This is a genomic window from Streptomyces sp. NPDC002018 (assembly GCF_042890865.1).
GTDB lineage: Bacteria > Actinomycetota > Actinomycetes > Streptomycetales > Streptomycetaceae > Streptomyces.
Window position 1 is genome coordinate 80,405 of the sequence record NZ_JBIASO010000022.1, and the last position, 21,762, is coordinate 102,166.

At 70.7% G+C, this 21,762-nt stretch carries 15 protein-coding genes; 3 read left to right on the forward strand and 12 right to left on the reverse strand.

Annotated features, from left to right (window positions below):
• Nucleotides 1-129: 129 nt before the first annotated feature.
• From ACFYYH_RS29060 to ACFYYH_RS29070, 3 genes are all read right to left on the reverse strand, one after another.
• On the reverse strand, nt 130-1,032 hold the full coding sequence (locus tag ACFYYH_RS29060) for an ADP-ribosylglycohydrolase family protein (RefSeq protein ID WP_388557046.1): 903 nt from the start codon (nt 1,030-1,032) through the stop codon (nt 130-132).
• Between the two features lie 12 nt (nt 1,033-1,044).
• Complete coding sequence (locus tag ACFYYH_RS29065; protein WP_388557049.1) at nt 1,045-1,704, reverse strand: histidine phosphatase family protein; 660 nt, start codon at nt 1,702-1,704, stop codon at nt 1,045-1,047.
• Nucleotides 1,705-1,877: 173 nt separating this feature from the next.
• Nucleotides 1,878-2,483 (reverse strand): YdbC family protein, encoded by a 606-nt coding sequence (locus tag ACFYYH_RS29070; protein WP_388557052.1) that lies wholly within the window; start codon nt 2,481-2,483, stop codon nt 1,878-1,880.
• Between the two features lie 207 nt (nt 2,484-2,690).
• Here ACFYYH_RS29070 and ACFYYH_RS29075 point away from each other — a divergent pair, with 207 nt between their 5' ends.
• Nucleotides 2,691-3,215: a TerD family protein gene (locus ACFYYH_RS29075; RefSeq protein ID WP_388557054.1), complete on the forward strand. Its 525-nt coding sequence runs from the start codon at nt 2,691-2,693 to the stop codon at nt 3,213-3,215.
• A gap of 252 nt (nt 3,216-3,467) precedes the next feature.
• Here the strand turns inward: ACFYYH_RS29075 and ACFYYH_RS29080 are convergent, their stop codons facing one another.
• Both ACFYYH_RS29080 and nrdR read right to left on the reverse strand, forming a co-directional pair.
• The gene (locus ACFYYH_RS29080) at nt 3,468-6,371 is read right to left on the reverse strand and encodes a vitamin B12-dependent ribonucleotide reductase (RefSeq protein WP_388557057.1); all 2,904 of its coding nucleotides are present in this window, start codon (nt 6,369-6,371) and stop codon (nt 3,468-3,470) included.
• A 144-nt stretch (nt 6,372-6,515) separates the two neighbouring features.
• Nucleotides 6,516-7,025: a transcriptional regulator NrdR gene (gene nrdR / locus ACFYYH_RS29085; protein WP_388557060.1), complete on the reverse strand. Its 510-nt coding sequence runs from the start codon at nt 7,023-7,025 to the stop codon at nt 6,516-6,518.
• A gap of 508 nt (nt 7,026-7,533) precedes the next feature.
• On the opposite strand from nrdR, the gene lexA reads away from it, so the two are divergent.
• A complete protein-coding gene (gene lexA, locus ACFYYH_RS29090; RefSeq protein WP_388557063.1) occupies nt 7,534-8,319 on the forward strand; it encodes a transcriptional repressor LexA in 786 nt (261 codons plus the stop codon).
• 150 nt (nt 8,320-8,469) lie between these two features.
• Here the strand turns inward: lexA and ACFYYH_RS29095 are convergent, their stop codons facing one another.
• The 5 genes from ACFYYH_RS29095 to ACFYYH_RS29115 form a co-directional block, all read right to left on the reverse strand.
• Complete coding sequence (locus ACFYYH_RS29095; RefSeq protein WP_388557066.1) at nt 8,470-10,440, reverse strand: ATP-dependent DNA helicase; 1,971 nt, start codon at nt 10,438-10,440, stop codon at nt 8,470-8,472.
• A gap of 38 nt (nt 10,441-10,478) precedes the next feature.
• A complete protein-coding gene (locus ACFYYH_RS29100) occupies nt 10,479-12,287 on the reverse strand; it encodes an IucA/IucC family protein (protein WP_388557181.1) in 1,809 nt (602 codons plus the stop codon).
• Between the two features lie 168 nt (nt 12,288-12,455).
• Nucleotides 12,456-13,250, reverse strand: a complete 795-nt coding sequence (locus tag ACFYYH_RS29105) for a GNAT family N-acetyltransferase (RefSeq protein ID WP_388557068.1) — start codon at nt 13,248-13,250, stop codon at nt 12,456-12,458.
• 41 nt (nt 13,251-13,291) lie between these two features.
• The gene (locus ACFYYH_RS29110; RefSeq protein WP_388557070.1) at nt 13,292-15,220 is read right to left on the reverse strand and encodes an IucA/IucC family protein; all 1,929 of its coding nucleotides are present in this window, start codon (nt 15,218-15,220) and stop codon (nt 13,292-13,294) included.
• A gap of 25 nt (nt 15,221-15,245) precedes the next feature.
• Nucleotides 15,246-16,610 (reverse strand): diaminobutyrate--2-oxoglutarate transaminase family protein, encoded by a 1,365-nt coding sequence (locus tag ACFYYH_RS29115; protein WP_388557073.1) that lies wholly within the window; start codon nt 16,608-16,610, stop codon nt 15,246-15,248.
• 302 nt (nt 16,611-16,912) lie between these two features.
• On the opposite strand from ACFYYH_RS29115, the gene ACFYYH_RS29120 reads away from it, so the two are divergent.
• Complete coding sequence (locus ACFYYH_RS29120) at nt 16,913-18,136, forward strand: trypsin-like serine peptidase (protein WP_388557076.1); 1,224 nt, start codon at nt 16,913-16,915, stop codon at nt 18,134-18,136.
• 261 nt (nt 18,137-18,397) lie between these two features.
• Here ACFYYH_RS29120 and hflX read toward each other — a convergent pair whose 3' ends face one another.
• Both hflX and ACFYYH_RS29130 read right to left on the reverse strand, forming a co-directional pair.
• Nucleotides 18,398-19,888: a GTPase HflX gene (gene hflX, locus ACFYYH_RS29125; RefSeq protein ID WP_388557079.1), complete on the reverse strand. Its 1,491-nt coding sequence runs from the start codon at nt 19,886-19,888 to the stop codon at nt 18,398-18,400.
• 124 nt (nt 19,889-20,012) lie between these two features.
• Nucleotides 20,013-21,653 (reverse strand): M1 family aminopeptidase, encoded by a 1,641-nt coding sequence (locus ACFYYH_RS29130; RefSeq protein ID WP_388557082.1) that lies wholly within the window; start codon nt 21,651-21,653, stop codon nt 20,013-20,015.
• Between the last annotated feature and the right edge of the window lie 109 nt (nt 21,654-21,762).

Here is a 21,762-nt window from a genome sequence, read left to right on the forward strand (position 1 = left end):
CACGCGCCCATCGAAGATCATCAGGGCGGCGTGGCGGAAAGAGTAACCATGGGCATCAGGAGGTCCCGCGGTGCGCAGGTCCCCCTGTGGCAGGACCGTGACAAACACATGCCGACAGTGGTCATCCGGTTACGGCGACGGCAGCCACCGCGGCAGCTCTTCCGTCCGTTCGGTCCACGAGGCGGGCGGCGATCCGGTGGTCCCCGCCGCGATCACACCCCCGACGATGGCGCAGTTCGTGTCGACGTCCCCGCCCACCTGGGCCGTCGTCCAGAAGCCCCGCTCGAAGTCGCCGAGGGCGCGCGCCGCCGACCAGAGGGCGAACGGCACGGTGTCATGCGCGCTGGTGCGCCGTCCGCAACCGAGGACGGCGGCGACGGTGCCCGCGTCCCCGTAGTCGAGCATGTCCCGCGCCCGCCGCAGCCCCGCGCCCACCGCGCTGCGCGGTACGAGGGCCACCACACCGTCGAGCAGCGCCTCGGGCGTGGGCGGCCCCGCCGGATCGGCGGCCAGGGCGGCCGCCGCGGCCACCGCCATCGCGCCCACCACGGCCTCGCGGTGCTGATGCGTGGTGTACGCGGAGATCTCGGCCTGGTGCGCGGCCTGTTCCGGATCGTCGGCGTACCAGGCACCGAGGGGCGCGATCCGCATGGCCGCTCCGTTGCCCCACGAGCCCTGGCCGTTGAAGAGACCGGCGGCCAGTTCGCGCCAGTCGCCGCCCTCCCGGACCAGCCGGAGCAGCCGGTTCACGGCCGGCCCGTAACCACGGTCGACGTCATGGCGCTCGGCGAAGGAGCGCGCGAGCGTGTCCTGGTCGATACGGCCGAGAGCGCCCAGCACAGCCAGGACCGACGCGCCCATCTCGGTGTCGTCGGTCCACTGCCAGCGGCCGGGCGGCAGTTCCCGTCGCTTCAGCAGGGAGTGGTTCGAGGGTACGAAGAACTGGGAACCCAGGGCGTCCCCCACGGAGAGTCCGCGCAGGCTGGCCAGGGCGCGTTCGAAGCGCCGGTCGGGCAGGGGTGGAACGGTCATCGCATGGTCACTCTATCCGGTACGCCCGTACGGTTCAGGGGTGCGCCAGCGCTCGAACGGCCGGTCCAGCGTGTATCGGCCGTCCGCGCCCAGCAGGAGCGTCCGCGTCTCCGCGTTGCACGGATTCGACAGTGATTCGAACTCCGCGACCGACCAGTGGAACCAGCGCATGCAGAACAGCCGCATGGTCAGTCCATGGGTCACCAGCAGGACGTTCTCCGGTGAGTCGGGTGCCTCGAAGCTCCGGTACAGGGACTCCAGGAACGCGCCGACCCGGTCGTACACATCGGCGCCCGACTCGCCCTGGGCGAAGCGGTAGAAGAAGTGCCCGTACGCGTCGCGGTAGGTCTTCTGGAGGCGTACGTCGTCCCGGTCCTGCCAGTTCCCCCAGTCCTGCTCGCGCAGCCGCGGCTCCTCCCGTATCCGCACCCGTTCCTGATCGAGGCCGAAGGCCTGGAACGTCTCGTGCGTACGGCGGTACGGGGAGACATAGACGCTGACCTGCTCATGGCCGAACAGCTCGCGCAGCCGTGCGCCGGTCTCCTCGGCCTGCCGCCTGCCCTTCTCGGTGAGTCTCAGGGCATGGTCGGGCTCGCGTTCGTACACCGAGTCATCTGCGTTGCCTTCCGACTCTCCGTGCCGGACAAGGACAATGCGCCGCGGTCGTGCCATGCCACGACCCTAGAGCGGGCCCAGGGGGCGGCGCCGACCGGGGCGCGCACCGTCGCCACGCGCGCCGGGCGCGCACGGCCGCCCTGCCGCCCCCACCCCTGCGCCGCCCTGCCGCCCCTGCCCCTGCCGCGCTCTTGCCCGGGGCCCCGGGCGGCCAGGGCGCGTACGGCGTGTCAGACCGTCCAGGTCGATTCGAGATCGACGACGTCTCCCGCGAGGGCGGCCACGTCCGCGGCCGTCTGGGCGCGCAGCGTGAGCCGCTCCACCCGTTCGACCCTGTACTTCCCGTGCTCGGCCGCGGACTGCCACATCGAGAGCACGATGAACTCGTGGCCGGGAGCCTCGCCGAACAGTCCGCGCACCATCCCGGGCGACCCCGCCATCGCCGGGTTCCACACCTTCTCCTGCATCAGCGCGAAGTGCTCGACGCGGTCCTCGTGGACCTTGCAGTGCGCGACACGGACCACATCCGCGTCGGTGAACCGTGGCTCGAAGCCGGTCTTCACATCGAAGCGGTAATCAAATAGTTTGACCTGGACATCCCGGTATGTCCCGGACTGCGAGGCGGCCAGCCGGTCGTGCGAGCGGGCCATGAAGGAGTCGTAGAAGGCGCGGCTCTCCCAGAACGCGAAGACATGGGCGACGCCCGGCTTCGTCCGGCTCCATCCCCCGCTCTGCCCCCGGAATCCCGGCTCACCGAGCAACCCCGCCCATTTCCGCTGTCCGCGTTCAAAACCTCGTCGGTCGATCACGGTGCAGCGCGTCCACTTGACCAGCACCGCGCCATCGTACGGCGCGGAGGGTGGCGCGGGTCACTCTCCGGCGCAGTGCGCGGAACCCGGCCGACGGTACGCGGGGGCGGCCCGTCGAGTATCGGCCAAGGTGGCCTCAACCGGACTGTTCGCGCCGCCTGTTGTCGGTCCCCCGGTCTAGCCTTGCGTGCGAGGCCCGGAGACCGGGTCCGGTTCTGATGAGGGGGAAGACTGGTGAGCAGCCTCAACAGAGGAGTGGCGAAGGTCGAGGTCACGCTCAAATGGGACCCCAGTCCCCTGGGCGCGTCCCCGCACGATCTGGATCTCGTCGCGGCGACTTTCACATCGAACGACCCGGGAAGCCCGCCCGCTTATCTGGTGCACTTCGGAAGCCGCTCGCCGGACGGCACGATCACCCTGGACCGCGAGAGCAGGACCGGCCAGGGGTTCGGGGACGACGAGGAGATGACCCTGGAGCTGGACCGGCTGGCGCCCTCGTATCTGCGCGTGGTCGTGGGTGTGGCCATTCAGCAGCGCCACGGCCGCAGGACGTTCGCCGACATAGAAAACCCCCTGTTGCGTGTGCTGGAGGGATACACCGAGCTGGCGAAGCACGACTTCGCGGGTGTCCCGGACGCCACCGCGGCGACGGTCGCGCAGTTCACGCGTGACTCCTCGGGCGCGTGGCAGTTCCATTCGGCCGTCCGCGGCTTCGACACGGATCCGCAGTCCTTCGGCTCGCTGATGGGCACCACCTGACGGACCCCCGCGCCCGGCCGTCCTCACCACGGCACCGGTCCGCCCCGGTGCCGGCCGGCTTCTGTGTCGGCCGGCTTCGTGCCGACGGGCCCGTCCTGGCCGGCCCGTCCTGGCTTCCGGCATGACTGGCCCCCGGCATGACCGACGTGACGAAGGGGACCGGCCGACGGCCGGTCCCCTTCGCCCACTGCTTCGCCCACCGCCGTTCAGCCGGCCGCGCGGCCCACTCGGACCTCGGCGGCCGGCCGGTTGTCAGCTACAGCCGCTGGTGGAACCGCATCCCTCGCAGATGTAGCAGGAGCCCGCCCGCTGCATCTTCGTACCGCAGGAGAAGCAGAGCGGCGCGTCGGCGCTGATGCCGAGCTGCATCTCGACCAGTTCCGCCGAGGTGTGCGCCTCCTTGGGCGCCGGGATCGCGGCCGGGCCCGCGACCTCGGCCGCGGAGACGGCCTTCAGCGGCTCCGGCGGGCGCGGGGTGGACCGCACGAGGCTCTCGGCCTCCAGGGCCTCGTCGTCCAGGGACGGCTCGTACGAACCGGTGTCCAGATGACGCTGGCGCTCCTCGGCCGAGTGGATCCCGAGGGCCGAGCGGGTCTCGAAGGGCAGGAAGTCCAGCGCGAGCCGGCGGAAGATGTAGTCGACGATCGACTGCGCCATCCGTACGTCCGGGTCGTCCGTCATACCGGCCGGCTCGAACCGCATATTGGTGAACTTGGAGACATAGGTCTCCAGCGGCACACCGTACTGAAGACCGACGGAGACGGCGATCGAGAAGGCGTCCATCATGCCCGCGAGGGTGGAGCCCTGCTTGGACATCTTGAGGAAGACCTCGCCGAGACCGTCGTCGGGGTAGGAGTTGGCGGTCATGTAGCCCTCGGCTCCGCCCACCGTGAAGGAGGTGGTGAGACCGGGACGGCCCTTGGGAAGACGCTTGCGGACCGGGCGGTACTCGATGACCTTCTCCACCGCCTGGCGGATGGTGTCCTCGGCCTTCTCCGCGACCTTCTCCTCGACCTTCTCCTTCTTCTTCGCGGAGAGCGGCTGCCCGACCTTGCAGTTGTCGCGGTAGATCGCGAGCGCCTTGACGCCCATCTTCCACGCCTCGAAGTAGACCTCTTCGACGTCCTCGACGGTGGCGCTCTCGGGCAGGTTCACCGTCTTGGAGAGCGCGCCGCTGATCCACGGCTGGATGGCCGCCATCATGCGGACATGGCCCATGGCGGAGATGGAGCGCTCGCCCATCGCGCAGTCGAACACCTCGTAGTGCTCGGTCTTCAGAGCGGGCGCGTCGATCACATTGCCGTGCTCGGCGATATGGGCGACGACCGCCTCGATCTGCTCCGGCTGGTAGCCGAGGCGGCGCAGCGCCTGCGGCACCGTGCCGTTGACGATCTGCATCGAGCCGCCGCCGACCAGCTTCTTGAACTTGACCAGGGCGAGGTCGGGCTCCAGTCCGGTGGTGTCGCAGGACATCGCGAGACCGATGGTGCCGGTGGGCGCGATGACCGAGGCCTGGGCGTTGCGGAAGCCGTTCTTCTCGCCGAGGCGGAGGACGTCCTGCCAGGCCTCCGTGGCGGCGGCCCAGACCGGGGTGTCCAGGTCGTCCACCCGGACGGCCGTGGCGTTGGCGTCGGCGTGCTGCTTCATGACGCGCTTGTGCGGCTCGGCGTTGCGGGCGTAGCCGTCGTAGGGACCGACGACCGCGGCCAGCTCGGCGGAGCGCCGGTACGACGTGCCCGTCATCAGCGAGGTGATGGCACTGGCCAGCCCCCGGCCGCCGTCGGAGTCGTACGCGTGGCCCGTGGCCATGAGGAGGGCGCCGAGGTTGGCGTAACCGATACCGAGCTGGCGGAAGGCGCGGGTGTTCTCGCCGATCTTCTGCGTCGGGAAGTCCGCGAAGCAGATGGAGATGTCCATCGCGGTGATGACCAGCTCGACGACCTTGGCGAAGCGCTCGGACTCGAAGGACTGGTTGCCCTCTCCGTCGTCCTTGAGGAACTTCATCAGGTTGAGGGAGGCCAGGTTGCACGAGGTGTTGTCCAGGTGCATGTACTCACTGCACGGGTTCGAGCCGTTGATCCGGCCGGACTCGGGGCAGGTGTGCCAGTGGTTGATCGTGTCGTCGTACTGAATGCCCGGGTCGGCACAGGCCCAGGCCGCCTCGGCCATCTTGCGGAAGAGGGTCTTGGCCTCGACCTCTTCGATGACCTCTCCGGTCATACGGGCGCGCAGCCCGAACTTGCCGCCGGCCTCGACGGCCTTCATGAACTCGTCGTTCACCCGGACCGAGTTGTTGGCGTTCTGGTACTGGACGGACGTGATGTCGTCGCCGCCCAGGTCCATGTCGAAGCCCGCGTCGCGCAGGGCGCGGATCTTCTCCTCCTCCTTGACCTTGGTCTCGATGAAGTCCTCGATGTCGGGGTGGTCGACATCGAGGATGACCATCTTGGCCGCGCGTCGCGTGGCGCCGCCGGACTTGATCGTTCCGGCGGACGCGTCGGCACCGCGCATGAAGGAGACCGGGCCCGAGGCATTGCCCCCGGAGGAGAGCAGCTCCTTCGAGGAGCGGATTCTGGAGAGGTTCAGACCGGCGCCGGAACCGCCCTTGAAGATCATCCCCTCTTCCTTGTACCAGTCCAGGATCGAGTCCATGGAGTCGTCGACGGAGAGGATGAAGCAGGCCGAGACCTGCTGCGGCTGGGGGGTGCCGACGTTGAACCACACCGGCGAGTTGAAGCTGAAGACCTGGTGCAGGAGGGCGTACGCCAGCTCGTGCTCGAAGATCTCGGCGTCGGCGGGCGAGGTGAAGTAGTGGTAGTCCTCGCCGGCCTTGCGGTAGGTCTTCACGATCCGGTCGATGAGCTGCCTGAGACCGGTCTCGCGCTGCGGGGTACCGACGGCCCCGCGGAAATACTTGCTGGTGACGATGTTGACCGCGTTCAGCGACCAGAAGTCGGGGAACTCGACGCCACGCTGCTCGAAATTGACCGAGCCGTCGCGCCAATTGGTCATGACGACGTCACGGCGCTCCCAGACCACCTCGTCGTACGGATGCACGCCGGGTGTCGTGTGGATCCGCTCGATACGCAGCCCCTTGCCGGCCTTGGTCCCCCTGGTGCGGGAACCTCGTGCCGGGCCGCTCGTCGTCTCTGTCATGCCGCCTCCCATATACGTACAAAAACGCCCTGAAGTGCCATGCTCTTCCCGTGGCACGGGGTGTGTGTCCACATGCCTCGGGCGCGCGCGGGGCGCCCGTGACAGGTCCTGGTTGCCGTGGAGCGGCCGGCTCGGGCCGGCCGGTCAGTCCGCGGCGGTGGCGGGCACGGGGACCTCATGGGTCCCGCCGTCGCCGCACTGTTCTGCTGGAGGCCCCTCGCGCAGTTCCGCGATGGCGGCCTCGAAGTCTTCGAGCGAGTTGAACGCCCGGTACACGGATGCGAAGCGCAGGTACGCGACGAGGTCGAGCTCCTGCAGTGGGCCGAGTATGGCCAGCCCCACGTCGTGGGTGGTCAGCTCGGCGCTCCCGGTGGCGCGCACCGCTTCCTCGACCCGCTGGCCGAGCTTGGCGAGGGCGTCCTCGGTGACCGGCCTCCCCTGGCACGCCTTGCGCACGCCGGAGATGACCTTGGTACGGCTGAAGGGCTCGGTCACGCCGCTGCGCTTGATCACCATCAGTGAGGCGGTCTCCACCGTCGTGAAACGGCGGGAGCAGTCGGGGCACTGCCGACGGCGCCGGATCGACGTCCCGTCGTCGGTGGTGCGACTGTCGACGACACGGCTGTCGGGGTGCCTGCAGAAGGGACAGTGCATGGCTCCCAACCCTCCTTCACGGCGTGACTGAATAGCCCCGTCAGGGCCCGGAAAGAGCCCCTCGAAGCGTGTCCCAGCATAGGCGATGGCCTCGGCCGACAGAGACCGGGGACCACAACTTCTGGGTGGCTGCGACAATCCAACCACTAGATCTGGGGTTCACCCGCATCCTAGACCCCTGACGCGTGTCGGGCGTGGGGCGGGTCCCGGGGGGCCGCGCGAACCGGCGACGAGCGTACGGGAAAGGGCGCGGCGGCCGGGATCGCGGCCCGCCGGGACGGAGGACCGGGGCCGCGTCCGGGGCCGTGGCGCCCCGGACCGCGGCGGCGCGGCCGCGAACGGTACCGTGACGAGCGGGGCCACGTACGGCCGGAAGTCGTACCTATACACCCAGTCACAGACTTACGGCGAGCACTCCACGATTTTTCACTCGAACGTGTGTTTGGCGCAACCTTTCGAAAGCTACTACCGTTGTCCAGCTAGGGAGAACATTTCGAGAGGGGCCGACGTGACCACCACCGCAGACAGTGCCACCATCACTGCCCAGGACCGCTCCCAGAGCCGACTCGAGCCGGTGCATGCCATGAATGACGCGATCATGAACCCGGAGGGGTCCAAGCCCACCCGGTCATTGCCCGGCCGACCTCCAGGAATCAGGGCGGACAGCTCCGGCCTCACGGACCGACAGCGGAGGGTCATCGAGGTGATCCGCGACTCCGTCCAGCGGCGGGGCTATCCGCCCTCGATGCGGGAGATCGGCCAGGCCGTGGGCCTCTCCAGCACCTCGTCGGTCGCCCATCAGCTCATGGCACTGGAGCGCAAGGGCTTCCTGCGCCGCGACCCGCACCGGCCCAGGGCGTACGAGGTGCGCGGATCCGACCAGCCGAGCACCCAGCAGACGGATACGACCGGCAAGCCCGCCGCGTCGTATGTGCCGCTGGTCGGCCGGATCGCCGCGGGCGGACCGATCCTCGCCGAGGAGTCGGTGGAGGATGTCTTCCCGCTGCCGCGCCAACTGGTCGGCGACGGAGAGCTGTTCGTCCTCAAGGTCGTGGGTGATTCCATGATCGAGGCAGCGATCTGTGACGGCGACTGGGTGACCGTCCGTCGCCAGCCGGTCGCGGAGAACGGTGACATCGTCGCCGCGATGCTGGACGGCGAGGCGACGGTCAAGCGCTTCCGCCGCGAGGACGGCCATGTCTGGCTCCTCCCGCACAATGCGGCCTACCAACCGATCCCCGGTGACGAGGCGACGATCCTCGGCAAGGTGGTCGCGGTCCTGCGCCGGGTGTGACGGCTCCACCGGCTCCGACCGGGCCCCGGGACCTCCTGCGCCGGTCCCGGGGCCTGCTTTACGCCCTGAAAGCAAGCCCCGGTGCGTGCCGGCGGCTACGCGCTGTCCGGTCCTCCCCGCCCCCTGCCGGGCCGTAGGACGGGACGGCCCTTACGCTCCGGCCGCCTGGGCCACGGCGTCGATGGCCGCGAGAGAGCGCCGTACCTGATTCCGGTCCGTCGTGTACCAGAAATCAGGCAGTGAGGCGCGCAGAAAGCTGCCGTACCGGGCATTGGCGAGCCGCGGATCGAGCACGGCCACGACACCCCGGTCCCCGCCGGCCCGTACGAGCCGTCCGGCTCCCTGGGCCATGAGCAGGGCGGCATGGGTCGCGGCCACCGCCATGAACCCATTGCCGCCGGCTTCCTCCACCGCCTTCTGGCGCGCGCTCATCAGCGGGTCGTCGGGACGGGGGAACGGAATGCGGTCCATCACCACGAGCTGGGAGCTGGGCCCCGGCACATCGACGCCCTGCCAGAGCGAGAGCGTGCCGAACAGACAGGTCTTCGGATCGGCGGCGAACGCCTTGATCAGCTCGCCGAGCGTCTCCTCCCCCTGGAGCAGGATCGGCACGTCCAGCCTGCCGCGCAGCTCCTCCGCCGCGGCCTGGGCGGCCCTCATCGAGGAGAAGAGCCCGAGCGTACGCCCGCCCGCCGCCTCCACCAGCTCCGCCAGCTCATCCATCATGTCGCCGCGCGACCCCTCCCGCCCCGGCGTGGCGAGATGGCGCGCGACATAGAGGATGCCCTGCTTGCGGTAGTCGAAGGGCGAGCCGACATCGATGCCCTTCCACTGCGGGATGTCGTCCCCCTCCGTGCCCTCCGGCGCCAGACCGAGCGAGGCACCCACCCCGTTGAAGTCACCGCTGAGCTTGAGCGTGGCGGAGGTGAGGATGACGGAGCGGTCGGCGAAGAGCTTCTCCCTGAGCAGCCCCGACACGGAGAGCGGTGCCACCCGGAGGGAGGCGCCGAACCGGTCGTGCCGCTCGTACCACACGACGTCGTACTCGGAACCGTTGGCGATCCGCTCCGCCACACCGTGGATGGCCTCGACGGACGCCAGCGCCTGCTTCCGTACGACGTCCTCGTCCTGGACCGACTTGTCACGGGTCGAGCCCAGCGCCGAGATGACCGTACGGGCCGCGTCACGCAGCGCCATCAGGGCATAGCCCAGATCCTCGGGGATCTCTTCGAGCCGTCCGGGAAGGGCCAGCTCCATCAGCCGCTCGAAGGTCTCGGCCGCCGTCTGGAGGGCGTCCGCCGCCTTCTCGTTCACCAGCTTCGCCGAGCGGCGCACCGCGCGGTTCACCTGCCCCGGGGTCAGCTCGCCGGTGGCGACTCCGGTGACGCGGGAGACCAGCTCATGGGCCTCGTCGACGATCAGCACCTCGTGCTGGGGCAGCACCGGCGCGCCCTCGATGGCGTCGATGGCGAGGAGCGCGTGATTGGTGACGACGACCTCGGCGAGCTTGGCGCGCTCCCGCGCCAGCTCGGCGAAGCACTCCGCCCCGTAGGCGCATTTCGAGGCGCCCAGGCACTCCCGGGAGGAGACGGAGACCTGGGACCAGGCACGGTCGGAGACACCGGGCGTCAGATCGTCACGGTCGCCCGTCTCGGTGTCGTCCGCCCAGTCCCGCATCCGCAGCAGGTCCTGGCCCAGCCTGCTGGTGGGCGCCGCCGCCTCGAACTGGTCGAAGAGACCGTCCTCCTCGTCCTGCGGCACGCCCTCGTGCAGCCGGTGCAGACAGAGGTAGTTGGAACGGCCCTTGAGCATGGCGAACTCCGGGCGTCTGCGCAGCAGCGGATGCAGTGCGTCGACCGTGCGCGGAAGGTCGCGCTCCACGAGCTGGCGCTGCAACGCGAGGGTCGCCGTGGCCACCACGACCCGCTCGCCGTGCGCCAGCGCGGGCACGAGATAGCCCAGCGACTTGCCGGTGCCGGTGCCGGCCTGGACGAGCAGATGGGACGGGGCGTCGATGGCTTCGGCGACGGCCTCGGCCATGGTGACCTGGCCAGGCCTTTCCACACCGCCGACGGAGCTGACGGCGGCATGGAGGAGCTCGGGGAGTGATGGCTTCGTCATAGCCCGACCACCCTACGGGGCGGCACCGACAACCACCGTCACTCGCTCCGCGGTCCGGCCGCCAGCGGATTGGGAACAGTGCCGTGCACGGCTGCGTGCGGACGCTGGGAGCGGTCGCGGTACCCGTCGAGATGGAGCCGGTTGCGGTTCAGGCAGAGCCGCTCGATACGGGCCGTGAGCAGGTCGAATGTCTCGAAGCGCTGCTCCAGCTCCGGGAACCGGGCCTGGTACCGCAGGATCTCCGCCCGTACGAGGGACCAGAACTCGTCCTCCGGCAGCCCGAGCTGCTCCTCGCACAGCGGTGCCAGATAGCGGAAGACCCCGACGAAGAGCCCTGAATGGATGAACTGGACGAGGAAGGACGGCTCCTCGGTGAGAAGGATGTCCTTCACATCGGCGGGCATCGTCTCGTGCTCGGGCAGGCGCTGGGCGCTGATGTTCACATCGTCGACGAAGTCCTTGATCGCCAGCCGGACCGGGACGTCCTGGTCGTCGAAGACGACGATGGCGTTCTCGCCGTGCGGGGAGAAGACCGTGCCGTAGCGGTAGAGGAAGTGCAGCAGGGGCGGCAGCATCGCCGAGAAGAGCCGCTGGAGCCAGCGGGCGGGCGGCAGGCCCGAGCGTTCGACGAGTTCGGCGGTGAACGCCCGCCCCTGGGGATCCGTATGGATGAGGGAAGCGAGCGTACGGGCGCGCTCACCGGGGGCGAGCCGGGTCTGGAGGGGCTCGCGCCAGATCGCGCCCAGCAGTTCCTTGTACTGGTACGGAACCTCGGGAAGGTGGTCGTAGAGCGGGTGCTCGACCGTCACGGAGGCGACTTCGCCGAGCAGGACGACACCGCACTCGTCACGGAGGAAGGGGTCGGCCTCGCGTACCGCGTGCACCCACGCGGTGACGGCGGGGGCCGCGAGCGTGCGCTCGGTGGGGAGTCCGCGCCAGACCAGGGTGTTGAGGATGGACAGGGGCAGTTTGACCGTGTGCCGGTCGGGGCGCGCGACGTTCAGGAACGTGCGGATGGACTGCTGCGGCAGCCGTAGATCACCGTCGGTGGGGAGCGGAACGATCGCTCCCCCGGCTATGGCGGGTGCGTAGAGCGGGAGCAGGACCTCCGCCCACTGCCAGGGGTGCACGGGGAGGTAGAGATAGCCCGCGGGGTCGAGGCCACGCTCCCGGAGGACGGAGTCGAAGCGTTCACGGACGGCGGGGTCGAGTTCGCGGGTGTAGAGCAGCTCGGGGGTGCGCAGCGTGGAGACGCCCCGGTAGGTGGCGAGGGTGGTGCTGACCGCGATCCAGGGGAGTCTGGCCGGGGTGCGGGCCTCGGGGGCCCAGCGCGCGGCGTCGGTGGCGGAGAAGCCCACGCGGCCCTTGTTGAGGACGATCCAGGGGTGACCGGTCTGGTGTCCTTCGAGGTCGGCGTAGTCGAGGTCGGCGAGGCGGGCGGCCGTCAGGGCGGTGTGGTCGAGTCTGGCGTCGGCGGCGAGGGTCGTGGTGAGTTCGCGGACGAGATGGCCGAGGGTCTCGCCGTCGAGTCCGAGCAGTCTTCGGGAGAGCGGCAGGAAGCACAGCGGGTCCGTGAAGGGCTGGTTCCGGTACTCGGTGGAGCCGGGTTCGACACGCCAGTCGCCGTAGGCACCGCGCGTGGCACGGAAGGTGAGCGTCTCGCCGTTGTCGAGGGTGAGGGCGTACAGACCGTCGGCGGCGCCGGGGACGGGCGTCGGCTCGATGATCTGTTCGTACGCGAATTCCCCGAGCAGTTTGGCGAGGAGGCGGCCGGCCGCCCGGTCCCAGACCCGGGCGTTCAGCTCGGGCGGGGTGAACAGCGGGGTGATCGCGGTGGAGTCGTGCACGGCGGTGGCGTCGTGGGTCGGGGTGGCGTCGGAGGCCGAGGTGGCGTCGGGGGCCGGGGCGGCGGCATGGGTGGCGGGGGAGTCATGGGTGGCAGGGGACTTCGGCACAAGGACTCCTCGGGACGGAACCGATCGGGATCGAGTGGTGCGGGTACGGCGGCGGATCGTTCAGAGCAGGTCGCGAAGGGTGCGGTCGCGGACCATGAGAGCGGCTCGTTTGTCGGGCAGGTCGACCTCCGCGGAGAAGCGGAAGCCCGCGCTGAGGAAGGCGGCGACGGAGGGGGTGTTGCGCAGGTCGGGTTCGGCGACGACGCGTGCGCAGCGGGGGCGGTGGTCGAGGACGAGATCGGAGACGGCCCTGAGGAGGGCGGTGCCGACGCCGCGGCCCCGGTCGGCGACGCCTCCCAGCAGAAGATGGATCCCGGTGTCGTGCGGGCGGGCGGGGTAATGGCGCGCGAGCGGGTCGAGGTCCGCGCGGTAGATCTCCCAGTAGCTCATCGGAACGCCGGCCAGGGCGCCGAGACAGGGGACGCTGCGGCCGTCACCGTCGAGCTGGGCGCGCAGATGGGCCTCGGTGACGGATTCCGGGCCCGCCAGCTCCCAGAAGGCGGCGACTGCGGGATCGTTCATCCAGCGGCTGACCAGCGACAGGTCGCGCTCGATACAGACGGGGACGAGCTGGAAGACACCGGCCGGGGTGGAGGCGGGACCCCAGTCGGCAGGGCTGTCGAGCAGGCTGTCGAGCCGATCGCCGGGCGGGATGAGGCCGGGCGAGGTGAGGCCGGGCGGGGTGAGGCCGGGCGGGGTGAGGCCGGGCGACGGGGGTGCGGCCGTCGCCCGGCACTCTCCGAGCAGCGCGACGAGGTCGTCGGGCAGCCGCAGATCAAGGGTGTCCTCGGTGCCTCCGCCGGTCAGCGGGGCGGGGCCCGCTCCGGTGTCGGCGCTCGCATCGGTGGGAGGCACGGGGCGCTCTCCTCTCGGCGGTTCGGACGGATCGTGTTCTCTCACTGGCGAAGGGGGTTGGAGATCGTGACATAGACGGACTGGGTGTCGACAGGGCCGACCAGTTCGTCGAGCCCGTGCAGCCGGGTGAGCAGATTGGCCTTGCAGCGCAGTGTGGGGGGCTCCAGCAGCCGGCCGGGCAGCGAGGAGCCGAGGCCCGCGGCCCCGGCGAGGAACTGGCGGAAGGCCGCGATGAGGACGCGTTCGTCGGCGAGACCCTGGGCGCCGAACGCGCCGATCAGACCCAGGACGTTGTTGATGCCCAGGTAGTAGACGAAGCGCTCGTCGGTGACCTCGTCGGAGACGAAGGTGTCGCTCAGCGAGCCGATACCGGGGAAGCGTCGCTCCAGAGCGGGGCGGTGGGACTCCCGGAAGTAGTACCCCTGGTTGTCGCGGTAGCGGCCGCCCACGGGCCAGCCGTCGGGGTCGAGGAGCACCAGCGTGTTCTGCTGATGCGCCTCCAGGGCGATGCCGGCCGTGCCGTCGAGCCAGAGGATCGGGCGTACGACCTGGTCGAGATAGCGCAGGAACCACTCGGCGGACACGGCCGCGGGGGAACGGCCGGTGCGGGCGGCGAGCGTGAGGACGGTCTCCGCGAGCCGCGAATGCGTGCCGGTACGGCCGGGGTAGGGGCGCGGAGCGGTCAGTCCGGCGATACAGACGGCGTCGTCGCCGGGGGCGAACGGGTTGTGGCGCACCATGACGTCGAGGCCGCCCACCGCCTCGCCGTCCGGGGTGTCGACGGCCAGCCACGCGGGGTCACGGACGATGTCGAAGCCCGGGTGCGCCGCCTGCCACTCCTTGCCGAGACCGCTGCGGAGCAGCCGGTGCACCTCGACACCGCGGTGGAGCTCCTTGCGGAGGTTCTCCCGGCGGGAGTTGGTGATCCGGACACCGAGCGAGAGCTTGAGCATGGCGGGGGCGCCGGACCGGTGCACCGTACGGATGGAGGAGGTGGGATGCCAGGGGGCTCCCTGGGGCCCCAGATCGTGCAGCAGGCCCGCGTCGAGCAGCGCGGTGACGGCGGGGCGGTGCATCAACTCGCGTGCCTGCCAGGGGTGGAGAGGCAGCGGGACGGTGTGACCGGGCAGGGGCACGTCCCCCAGGAGACGGGTCATCAGCAGTTCGGCGGGGACGATACGGCCCTGCTCGGTCCAGGCCGAGTCGGTGGCGAGCACGGACCGGTCGACGGCCATCCAGTGCAGGGGGAAGGAGCCGCGCAACTCGGGCGAGTAGAGACGGGCCTCGGACTCGGAGAGCCCCTCACGGCTCTTGGGCGTGGGGTGCAGGGGATGGCCCAGGATCAGCGACTGCTCGGCGGTGAGGAAGAGGTCGGCGCCGGCTCCCGCGCCGGGGCGCCGGCGCCGGTCGGCGAGGAAGTCGGCGGTGTGGCCGAGGGAGTTGGCGACACGGCCGACGAGATCGGCTCCCTGGTAGCGGCCCGACTCCCGGCCGAGGAGCGCGGCGACGGTGACGGCTTCGGCGGCGGGGGCGTCCTGGGGCGCGTTCTCCAGGAAGGGCATGCCGAAGCGGTGCCAGCCCGTGGCCGACCAGTAGCGGACGGGGACGAGAAGGGCGGTGCCGCTGGCGTCGAGGGGAATCCTCAGCACCGTGCCGTCGGGGCGGGGCAGATCGGTCTCCCGGACCCAGCAGCGCAGCAGATTCTCGGTGGCCGCCGCGTCGGCCGCCTTCTGCGGGTCGGGGTGGTCGAGCTGGTCGGCCACCGCCGTGGGTGCGGCGAACGGCCCTGGCGCGGGCAGGAGTTGTCCGTCGAGGCCGCCCTCCGACTGCCGGGGCACGGTCGGTGGTTCGACGGTGCGGGCGGCCCCTGCCGGGTCGTGCCCCCGCTCGTTCCCCCGGTCATGGCTCCGGGGGTGGGCGGTGGAACGGCCGTCGGCCTCGGGCACGTCGGGCGAGGGAGTGGGGTTCACGCGGCTTCCTTGAGGGTGTCCGGGGTCAGTGGGACGGACCGGCATCGCTCCGGCGGAGTGCGGCACGCTCCGCGGCGGCCAGGGCATCGGCGAAGCGGTCGATGACCGCGCCGGCCTGTTCATCGGTGAGGGTGAGGGGAGGGAGAAGACGGACGACGGAGGACCGGCGACCGCCGAGTTCGACGATGAGACCGCGGCTGAGGCACTCGCGCCGGACGGCGGCGGCGAGCGCGGGGTCCGGCGGCGCGGGGTCGTCGACGGCCGGGGCGACAAGTTCCACACCGATCATCAGACCACGACCCCGTACGTCTCCGACACAGCGGTGGGCGGCCGCGAGCCCCTGGAGCTGTCCCAGCATGCGTGCGCCGAGGAGGGCGGCGCGGTCGGCGAGCTGGTTCTCCCGTACGTACGCGAGCGTGGCCGCGCCCGCCGCCATCGCGAGCTGATTGCCGCGGAAGGTGCCCGCGTGGGCTCCGGGCGGCCAGCAGTCGAGGTCCGAGTGGTACACGATCACGGCCAGCGGAAGTGAGCCGCCGATCGCCTTGGAGAGCACCATCACATCGGGGACGATCCCGCTGTGCTCCACCGCCCAGAAGGTGCCGGTGCGCCCCACCCCCGTCTGCACCTCGTCGGCGATGAGCGGGATCGACCGGTCCGCGGTCAGCTTCCGCATGGCGCGCAGCCAGGTGTCGGGGGCGGGGATCACTCCGCCCTCGCCCTGCACGGGTTCGAGGATCATCCCGGCGGAGGGCGGCACCCCGCCGTTGGGGTCGTCGAGGAGGTTCTCGGTCCAGCGGGCGGCGAGTTCGGCGCCGCGCTCGCCACCGACGCCGAACGGGCAGCGGTAGTCGTACGGGTAGGGCAGCCGGGTCACCCGTACGTCCTGGGCACCGCCGGAGGCGGCGAGGGCCCCGGCCGTCATCCCGTGGTACGCCCCGGTGAAGGCGAGCAGACCGTCCCGGCCGGTGGCGGTGCGGACGAGCTTGAGGGCGGCCTCGACGGCGTCGGTGCCCGCGGGACCGCAGAACTGCACCCGGGCGTTCTCCGCGAACTTCGGGGGCAGGGTGGCGAACAGCTCGGTGGTGAAGGCGTCCTTCACGGGGGTGGCGAGATCGAGGACATGAAGCGGGGCGCCGGAGTCCAGGACCTTTCTGATCGCCTCCAGGACCACCGGGTGGTTGTGGCCGAGCGCCAGGGAACCCGCTCCGGAGAGACAGTCCAGATACCGCCGGCCGTCCGCCCCCTCGATCGTCAGCCCCCGTGCGCGCACCGGCACGATGGGCAGCGACCTGGCGTAGGTGCGGGCCGCCGACTCGCGCAGGGACTGGCGCCGGAGAATGCCCTCGTGCGCGACGGTGGACGCTGTCGGAGCGGGTTCGGTCACGGCCACGGCTGTTCGGTCCTCCCGCTGTCACGGTTCGGTCGCATGTCAGTACGGCGCTCGCCCGTCGAATGTTCGACGGTGAACGCTTGGCTGGTCCCCCGTCCGTACCAACGACGCGGGCGGCCGGGGATCACGGGCTGCCCGAAGATCCTTACGGACGGGGAACCGGAGCCCTGCCGTGCGCCGTCCCCATCGGCACCGGCATAGTGGTGGGTCCTGTCCCGGCCTCACCACCTCGGCCGGGGTTCGTCATACGCCATCCGTACGAACTGTTCCGAACTGTTCCGAAGTCCCAGGGGGATCACGCCATGCGACCCATTCGCCCGACGTTCGCCGCACGCCGTGGAAGGAGCACACGGCGCAGATTCTCCCCCGCCCTGGCCGCGGCCTCGATCGCGGCGGCGCTCGCGCTGACGGCCACCGCCTGCGGGACGGGCGAGGAGAACGCCGCCGTCCAGCCCGCCGAGTCCGGCGCCTCGTCCGACGGCAAGATCACCATTCCCGACGATCTCAAGGACCGGCTCAAGGAGCACGGGATCGATCTGGACAAGTGGCGGGGCGGCGAGTGGAAGAACTGGGACAGGGACACATGGCTCCGTGAGGCCCGGGACTTCGTCAACCCGATCATCCAGGACCTCTGGGACCCTGACCGGATGCGGGACGCGGAGAAGCCGCCCGAGCGGCCCGTCCAGGAGCAGGACATCTCCGGCGACGAGGGAGTCACCGACCCGACGCCGCAGCCGGTCACCGCGCAGGCGGTGAGCACGCCGTACGGGGACGCCGCGCCCGAGGCGGGGAAGCTGTTCTTCGACGGGCCCGGCGGTTCGATGGTCTGCTCGGCGACCGTGGTCCAGGACCCGGCCCACCCCGGCAAGTCCAACATGGTCTGGACGGCGGGCCACTGCGTGCACGCGGGCAAGAGCGGCGGCTGGTACCGCAACCTCGCCTTCGTCCCGTCGTACAACAACGAGGGTCTGTCGATGGCCGAACTGGAGGGCGCCGCCGAGGAGAAGGTGGCACCGCACGGGGTGTGGTGGGCCGACTGGGCGCAGACCTCCGAGCAGTGGATAGCCCAGGGCGCCTCGACCGGCGGTCAGGGCGCCCCGTACGACTTCGCGGTGATCCATGTGACGCCGGAGAAGGGCAGCGACGGCAAGTCGCTGGAGGAGACGGTCGGTTCCGCGCTCCCGGTGGACTTCAACGCTCCGGCCACCCCGCGGATCGCCGGTATGACGGCGACCGGCTACCCGGCGGCGGCGCCGTTCGACGGCCAGAAGCTCTTCCGGTGCGAGGACAAGCCGGGCCGGCTGTCGCTGAACGCGCAGGACCCGACGATGTACCGCGTCGGATGCACCATGACGGGCGGCTCGTCCGGCGGTGGCTGGGTCGCGACCGGCCAGGACGGGAAGCCGGCCCTGGTCTCCAACACCTCCATCGGCCCGGTGACGGCCGGCTGGCTGGCCGGACCGCGTCTCGGTGAGGCTGCCAAGGGCGTCTACGACGGGGTCAGCGAGAAGTTCGCGGGCCGGTGACGGGTCCCGGGGTCCTCGACATCACATCTCTGTGCCCCACCGCCTTGGACACCACCGCCTTGGGCACCTCAGCCCTCGGTGCCACGGCCAAGGACCCCGGGCGCCGCACCCGGCCCTGAGCGTCGCGTTCGCCGGCCGGTGAGCACGAGCCGGCCGATGCGCGCGAACAAGGCCCGTTGGGCATGTGCAAAGCCCGTTCCCCTCTCCGCGAGAGGGGAACGGGCCTTCGTCATCTCTACGGCGTGCCCGGCGTCACCGCGGTCAGCGGGCCACCGGCACATAGGGTGCGAGCGCGGCGGCCAGCTCCTCGTGCACACGTGCCTTGAGCACCGTGCCCTCCGGGGAGTGCTCCTCGGAGATCACCTCGCCCTCGGCGTGCACCCGCGAGACCAGCCCGCCCCGGGTGTACGGGAGAAGGACCTCGACCTCGACTTCGGGCCGGGGCAGCTCGGCGTCGATCAGCGCGAGCAGCTCACCGATTCCCTTGCCCGTGCGTGCCGAGACGGCGATCGCGTGCCGCTCCGAGCGCAACAGCCGCTGGAGAACCAGCGGATCGGCCGCGTCGGCCTTGTTGATCACCACGATCTCGCGGACGTTCACCGCGCCGACATCGCGGATCACCTCGCGCACGGCGGCCAGCTGCTCCTCCGGTACGGGGTGCGAGCCGTCGACCACATGCAGGATCAGATCGGAGTCACCGACCTCCTCCATCGTGGAGCGGAACGCCTCGACGAGATGGTGCGGGAGGTGCCGGACGAATCCGACCGTGTCGGCCAGCGTGTAGATCCGGCCGCTCGGTGTCTCGGCCCGGCGCACGGTCGGGTCGAGGGTGGCGAACAGGGCGTTCTCCACCAGCACACCCGCGCCGGTCAGCCGGTTGAGCAGGGAGGACTTGCCCGCGTTGGTGTAACCGGCGATCGCGACCGACGGCACCTTGTTGCGCCGCCGTTCCTGGCGCTTGATCTCACGGCCGGTCTTCATCTCCGCGATCTCCCGGCGCATCTTCGCCATCTTCTCGCGGATCCGTCGCCGGTCCGTCTCGATCTTGGTCTCACCGGGGCCGCGGGTGGCCATACCGCCACCGCCGCCGCCACCCATCTGCCGGGACAGCGACTGGCCCCAGCCGCGCAGCCTCGGCAGCATGTACTGCATCTGGGCCAGCGCGACCTGCGCCTTGCCCTCACGGGACTTGGCGTGCTGGGCGAAGATGTCCAGGATCAGGGCCGTACGGTCGACGACCTTGACCTTGACGACGTCCTCGAGATGGATGAGCTGGCCGGGGCTCAGCTCACCGTCGCAGACGACGGTGTCCGCGCCGCTCTCCAGCACCAGGTCCCGCAGCTCCTGGGCCTTGCCGGAGCCGATGTAGGTGGCCGGATCGGGCTTGTCACGGCGCTGGATCACTCCGTCGAGCACCAGCGCGCCCGCCGTCTCGGCGAGCGCCGCGAGCTCCGCGAGGGAGTTCTCGGCGTCCTGCACGGTGCCCGAGGTCCAGACACCGACCAGGACGACCCGCTCCAGGCGGAGCTGTCGGTACTCGACCTCGGTGACGTCTTCCAGCTCGGTGGAGAGGCCCGCCACACGACGCAGCGCCGCACGATCGGAGCGGTCGAACTGGTCGCCGTCCCGCTCTCCGTCGATCTCGTGGCTCCAGGCGACGTCCTCTTCCATCAGGGCATCGGCTCGAAGGCTGTCCGTGCGGGCGTCCGCGGCGTTCTGCGCGTCCTGGGAAGAAGATGAAGAGGAGGTCATTGGATCCTTACGTCGATGGGGAGTCTCTTACGGCAGTCACAACGCGTGACGGCCCGGAATGATTCCCGGCCGTCTCACCGCCCTGTCGATGGTGACACGGTTCCGCCCGGCCGTCACCCGCGTTTCAACGCCCCGTCGCGGACCGTGGCGGGGCGAGCGACGCGGTGACGGCTCCCGGGCGGTGCCGTGCGTCCCGGGCGGCGTCCCGGTCACCGCGCGCGGTCCCCGCGCTGTCGCCCGGCGTGGCCGGCCCGGTGGCGGGGGGCGAGGCGTGCCCCGTGGCGGCGGGTGAGGCGTGCGCGGTGACTCCGGGCGACGTCCGCCCGGCGCGGGGCGGATCGCTGCGCCAGTCCGGACGGCCCGGCATCGGCGGGGTCTTCCGCCCGTACAGCCACGCGGTGAAGAAGGCCGACAGGTCACGCCCCGCGGTCCGCGACGCCAGCGAGGTGAAGTCCGCGGTGGTCGCCGTCCCGTCCCGGTGGATCCGTACCCAGTCGCGCTCCAGCCGCCCGAAGGCGCTCTCGCCGATCTCCTGCCGCAGGGCGTAGAGGACCAGGGCGCTGCCGTCGTAGACCACCGGCCGGAAGAGGCTGATCTGCTGCCCCGGCGTCGGGGGCTCGGGGGCGGCGGGGGGACCGCCGGCCGCGCGCCAGGTGTCGGAGCGGCCGTAGGCGTTGCGCATCCGCGTCTCCAGCGACTGCTCGGCGTGCTCCTGTGCGTACCGTGCCTCGTACCAGGTGGCGTGTCCCTCGTTGAGCCACAGATCCGACCAGGTGCGCGGCGAGACGCTGTTCCCGAACCACTGGTGGGCCAGTTCGTGGACCATCACGGAGTCGACGTACCACTCGGGGTACTCGGGGCGGGTGAACAGGGAGCGTTCGAAGAGCGTGAGCGTCTGTGTCTCCAGTTCGAAGCCCGTGTCGGCGCCGGCGATCAGCACGCCGTACGTCTCGAAGGGGTACGGGCCCACCTGCCGCTCCATCCACCGGAGTTGGCCCGGTGTCTTCTTCAGCCAGGGTTCGAGCCGCTCGCGGTCGGCGGCGGGCACCACGTCCCGTACGGGCAGTCCGTGCGGCCCTTCGCGGTGGACGACGGCCGAGTCGCCGATCGAGACCTGGGCCAGTTCCGTGGCCATGGGGTGACGGGTGCGATAGGTCCAGGTCGTGGTCGCGCCCTGGCGGGACGTCCCCTCGGACAGCCCGTTGGCCACCGCCGTCAGCCGCTCGGGAACGGTGATGCGGAAGGTGAAGTGGGCCTTGTCGGCGGGGTGGTCGTTGCCGGGGAAGACCCGGTGCGCGGCATTGGCCTGGTTGGCCATGGCCAGCCCGTCGGTCGTACGGACCCAGCCGCCCTCCTTGCCGTTCGTGTCGCTGGTGTGACGAACGGTGATCAGCATCCGCGCTTCCGCGTCGACCGTCTCGTCCGGTGTGATCACCAGGTCCTCACCGGCCGTCGTGAACTCGGCGGGCGCGCCGTCGACCTCGACCGAGCGGACGGTGCCCTGGGTGAAGTCGAGGTTGATCCGCTTCAGCCGCTGGGTCGTGAGCGCGCTGATCCTGGTGATGGCGTCCAGGGGCTTGGTGTTGTCGCCCCGGTAGGTGAAGTCGAGGTCGTACGTGAGCACGTCGTACCCGGGGTTGCCGAGGTGCGGAAAGAGCGGATCGCCGATACCGAGGGGCTCGGGCGGGGGCAGTGTCGCGGCGACGAGGGTGGCCGAGGCGGCGGCCAGCAGGGCGGCGCGCAGTCGGCGAGAGGTGAACGGCATGGACCACGGCTATCAGCGCCCGTATGGCCCGCACCGACGGCGCGCGCCGCACCCACCCGAAAGGGGCAGGTCAGAGCCGGGAAGCCCGCCGGATGCCGGGCGATCACGC

Bases quoted from the DNA above. Each gene is read 5' to 3' on its own strand.
- ACFYYH_RS29095 (WP_388557066.1), bottom strand. From the start codon at position 10,440: ATGACGAAGCCATCACTCCCCGAGCTCCTCCATGCCGCCGTCAGCTCC.
- ACFYYH_RS29130 (WP_388557082.1), bottom strand. From the start codon at position 21,653: ATGCCGTTCACCTCTCGCCGACTGCGCGCCGCCCTGCTGGCCGCCGCC.
- nrdR (WP_388557060.1), bottom strand. From the start codon at position 7,025: ATGCACTGTCCCTTCTGCAGGCACCCCGACAGCCGTGTCGTCGACAGT.
- ACFYYH_RS29065 (WP_388557049.1), bottom strand. From the start codon at position 1,704: ATGGCACGACCGCGGCGCATTGTCCTTGTCCGGCACGGAGAGTCGGAA.
- hflX (WP_388557079.1), bottom strand. From the start codon at position 19,888: ATGACCTCCTCTTCATCTTCTTCCCAGGACGCGCAGAACGCCGCGGAC.
- ACFYYH_RS29080 (WP_388557057.1), bottom strand. From the start codon at position 6,371: ATGACAGAGACGACGAGCGGCCCGGCACGAGGTTCCCGCACCAGGGGG.
- ACFYYH_RS29120 (WP_388557076.1), top strand. From the start codon at position 16,913: ATGCGACCCATTCGCCCGACGTTCGCCGCACGCCGTGGAAGGAGCACA.
- ACFYYH_RS29060 (WP_388557046.1), bottom strand. From the start codon at position 1,032: ATGACCGTTCCACCCCTGCCCGACCGGCGCTTCGAACGCGCCCTGGCC.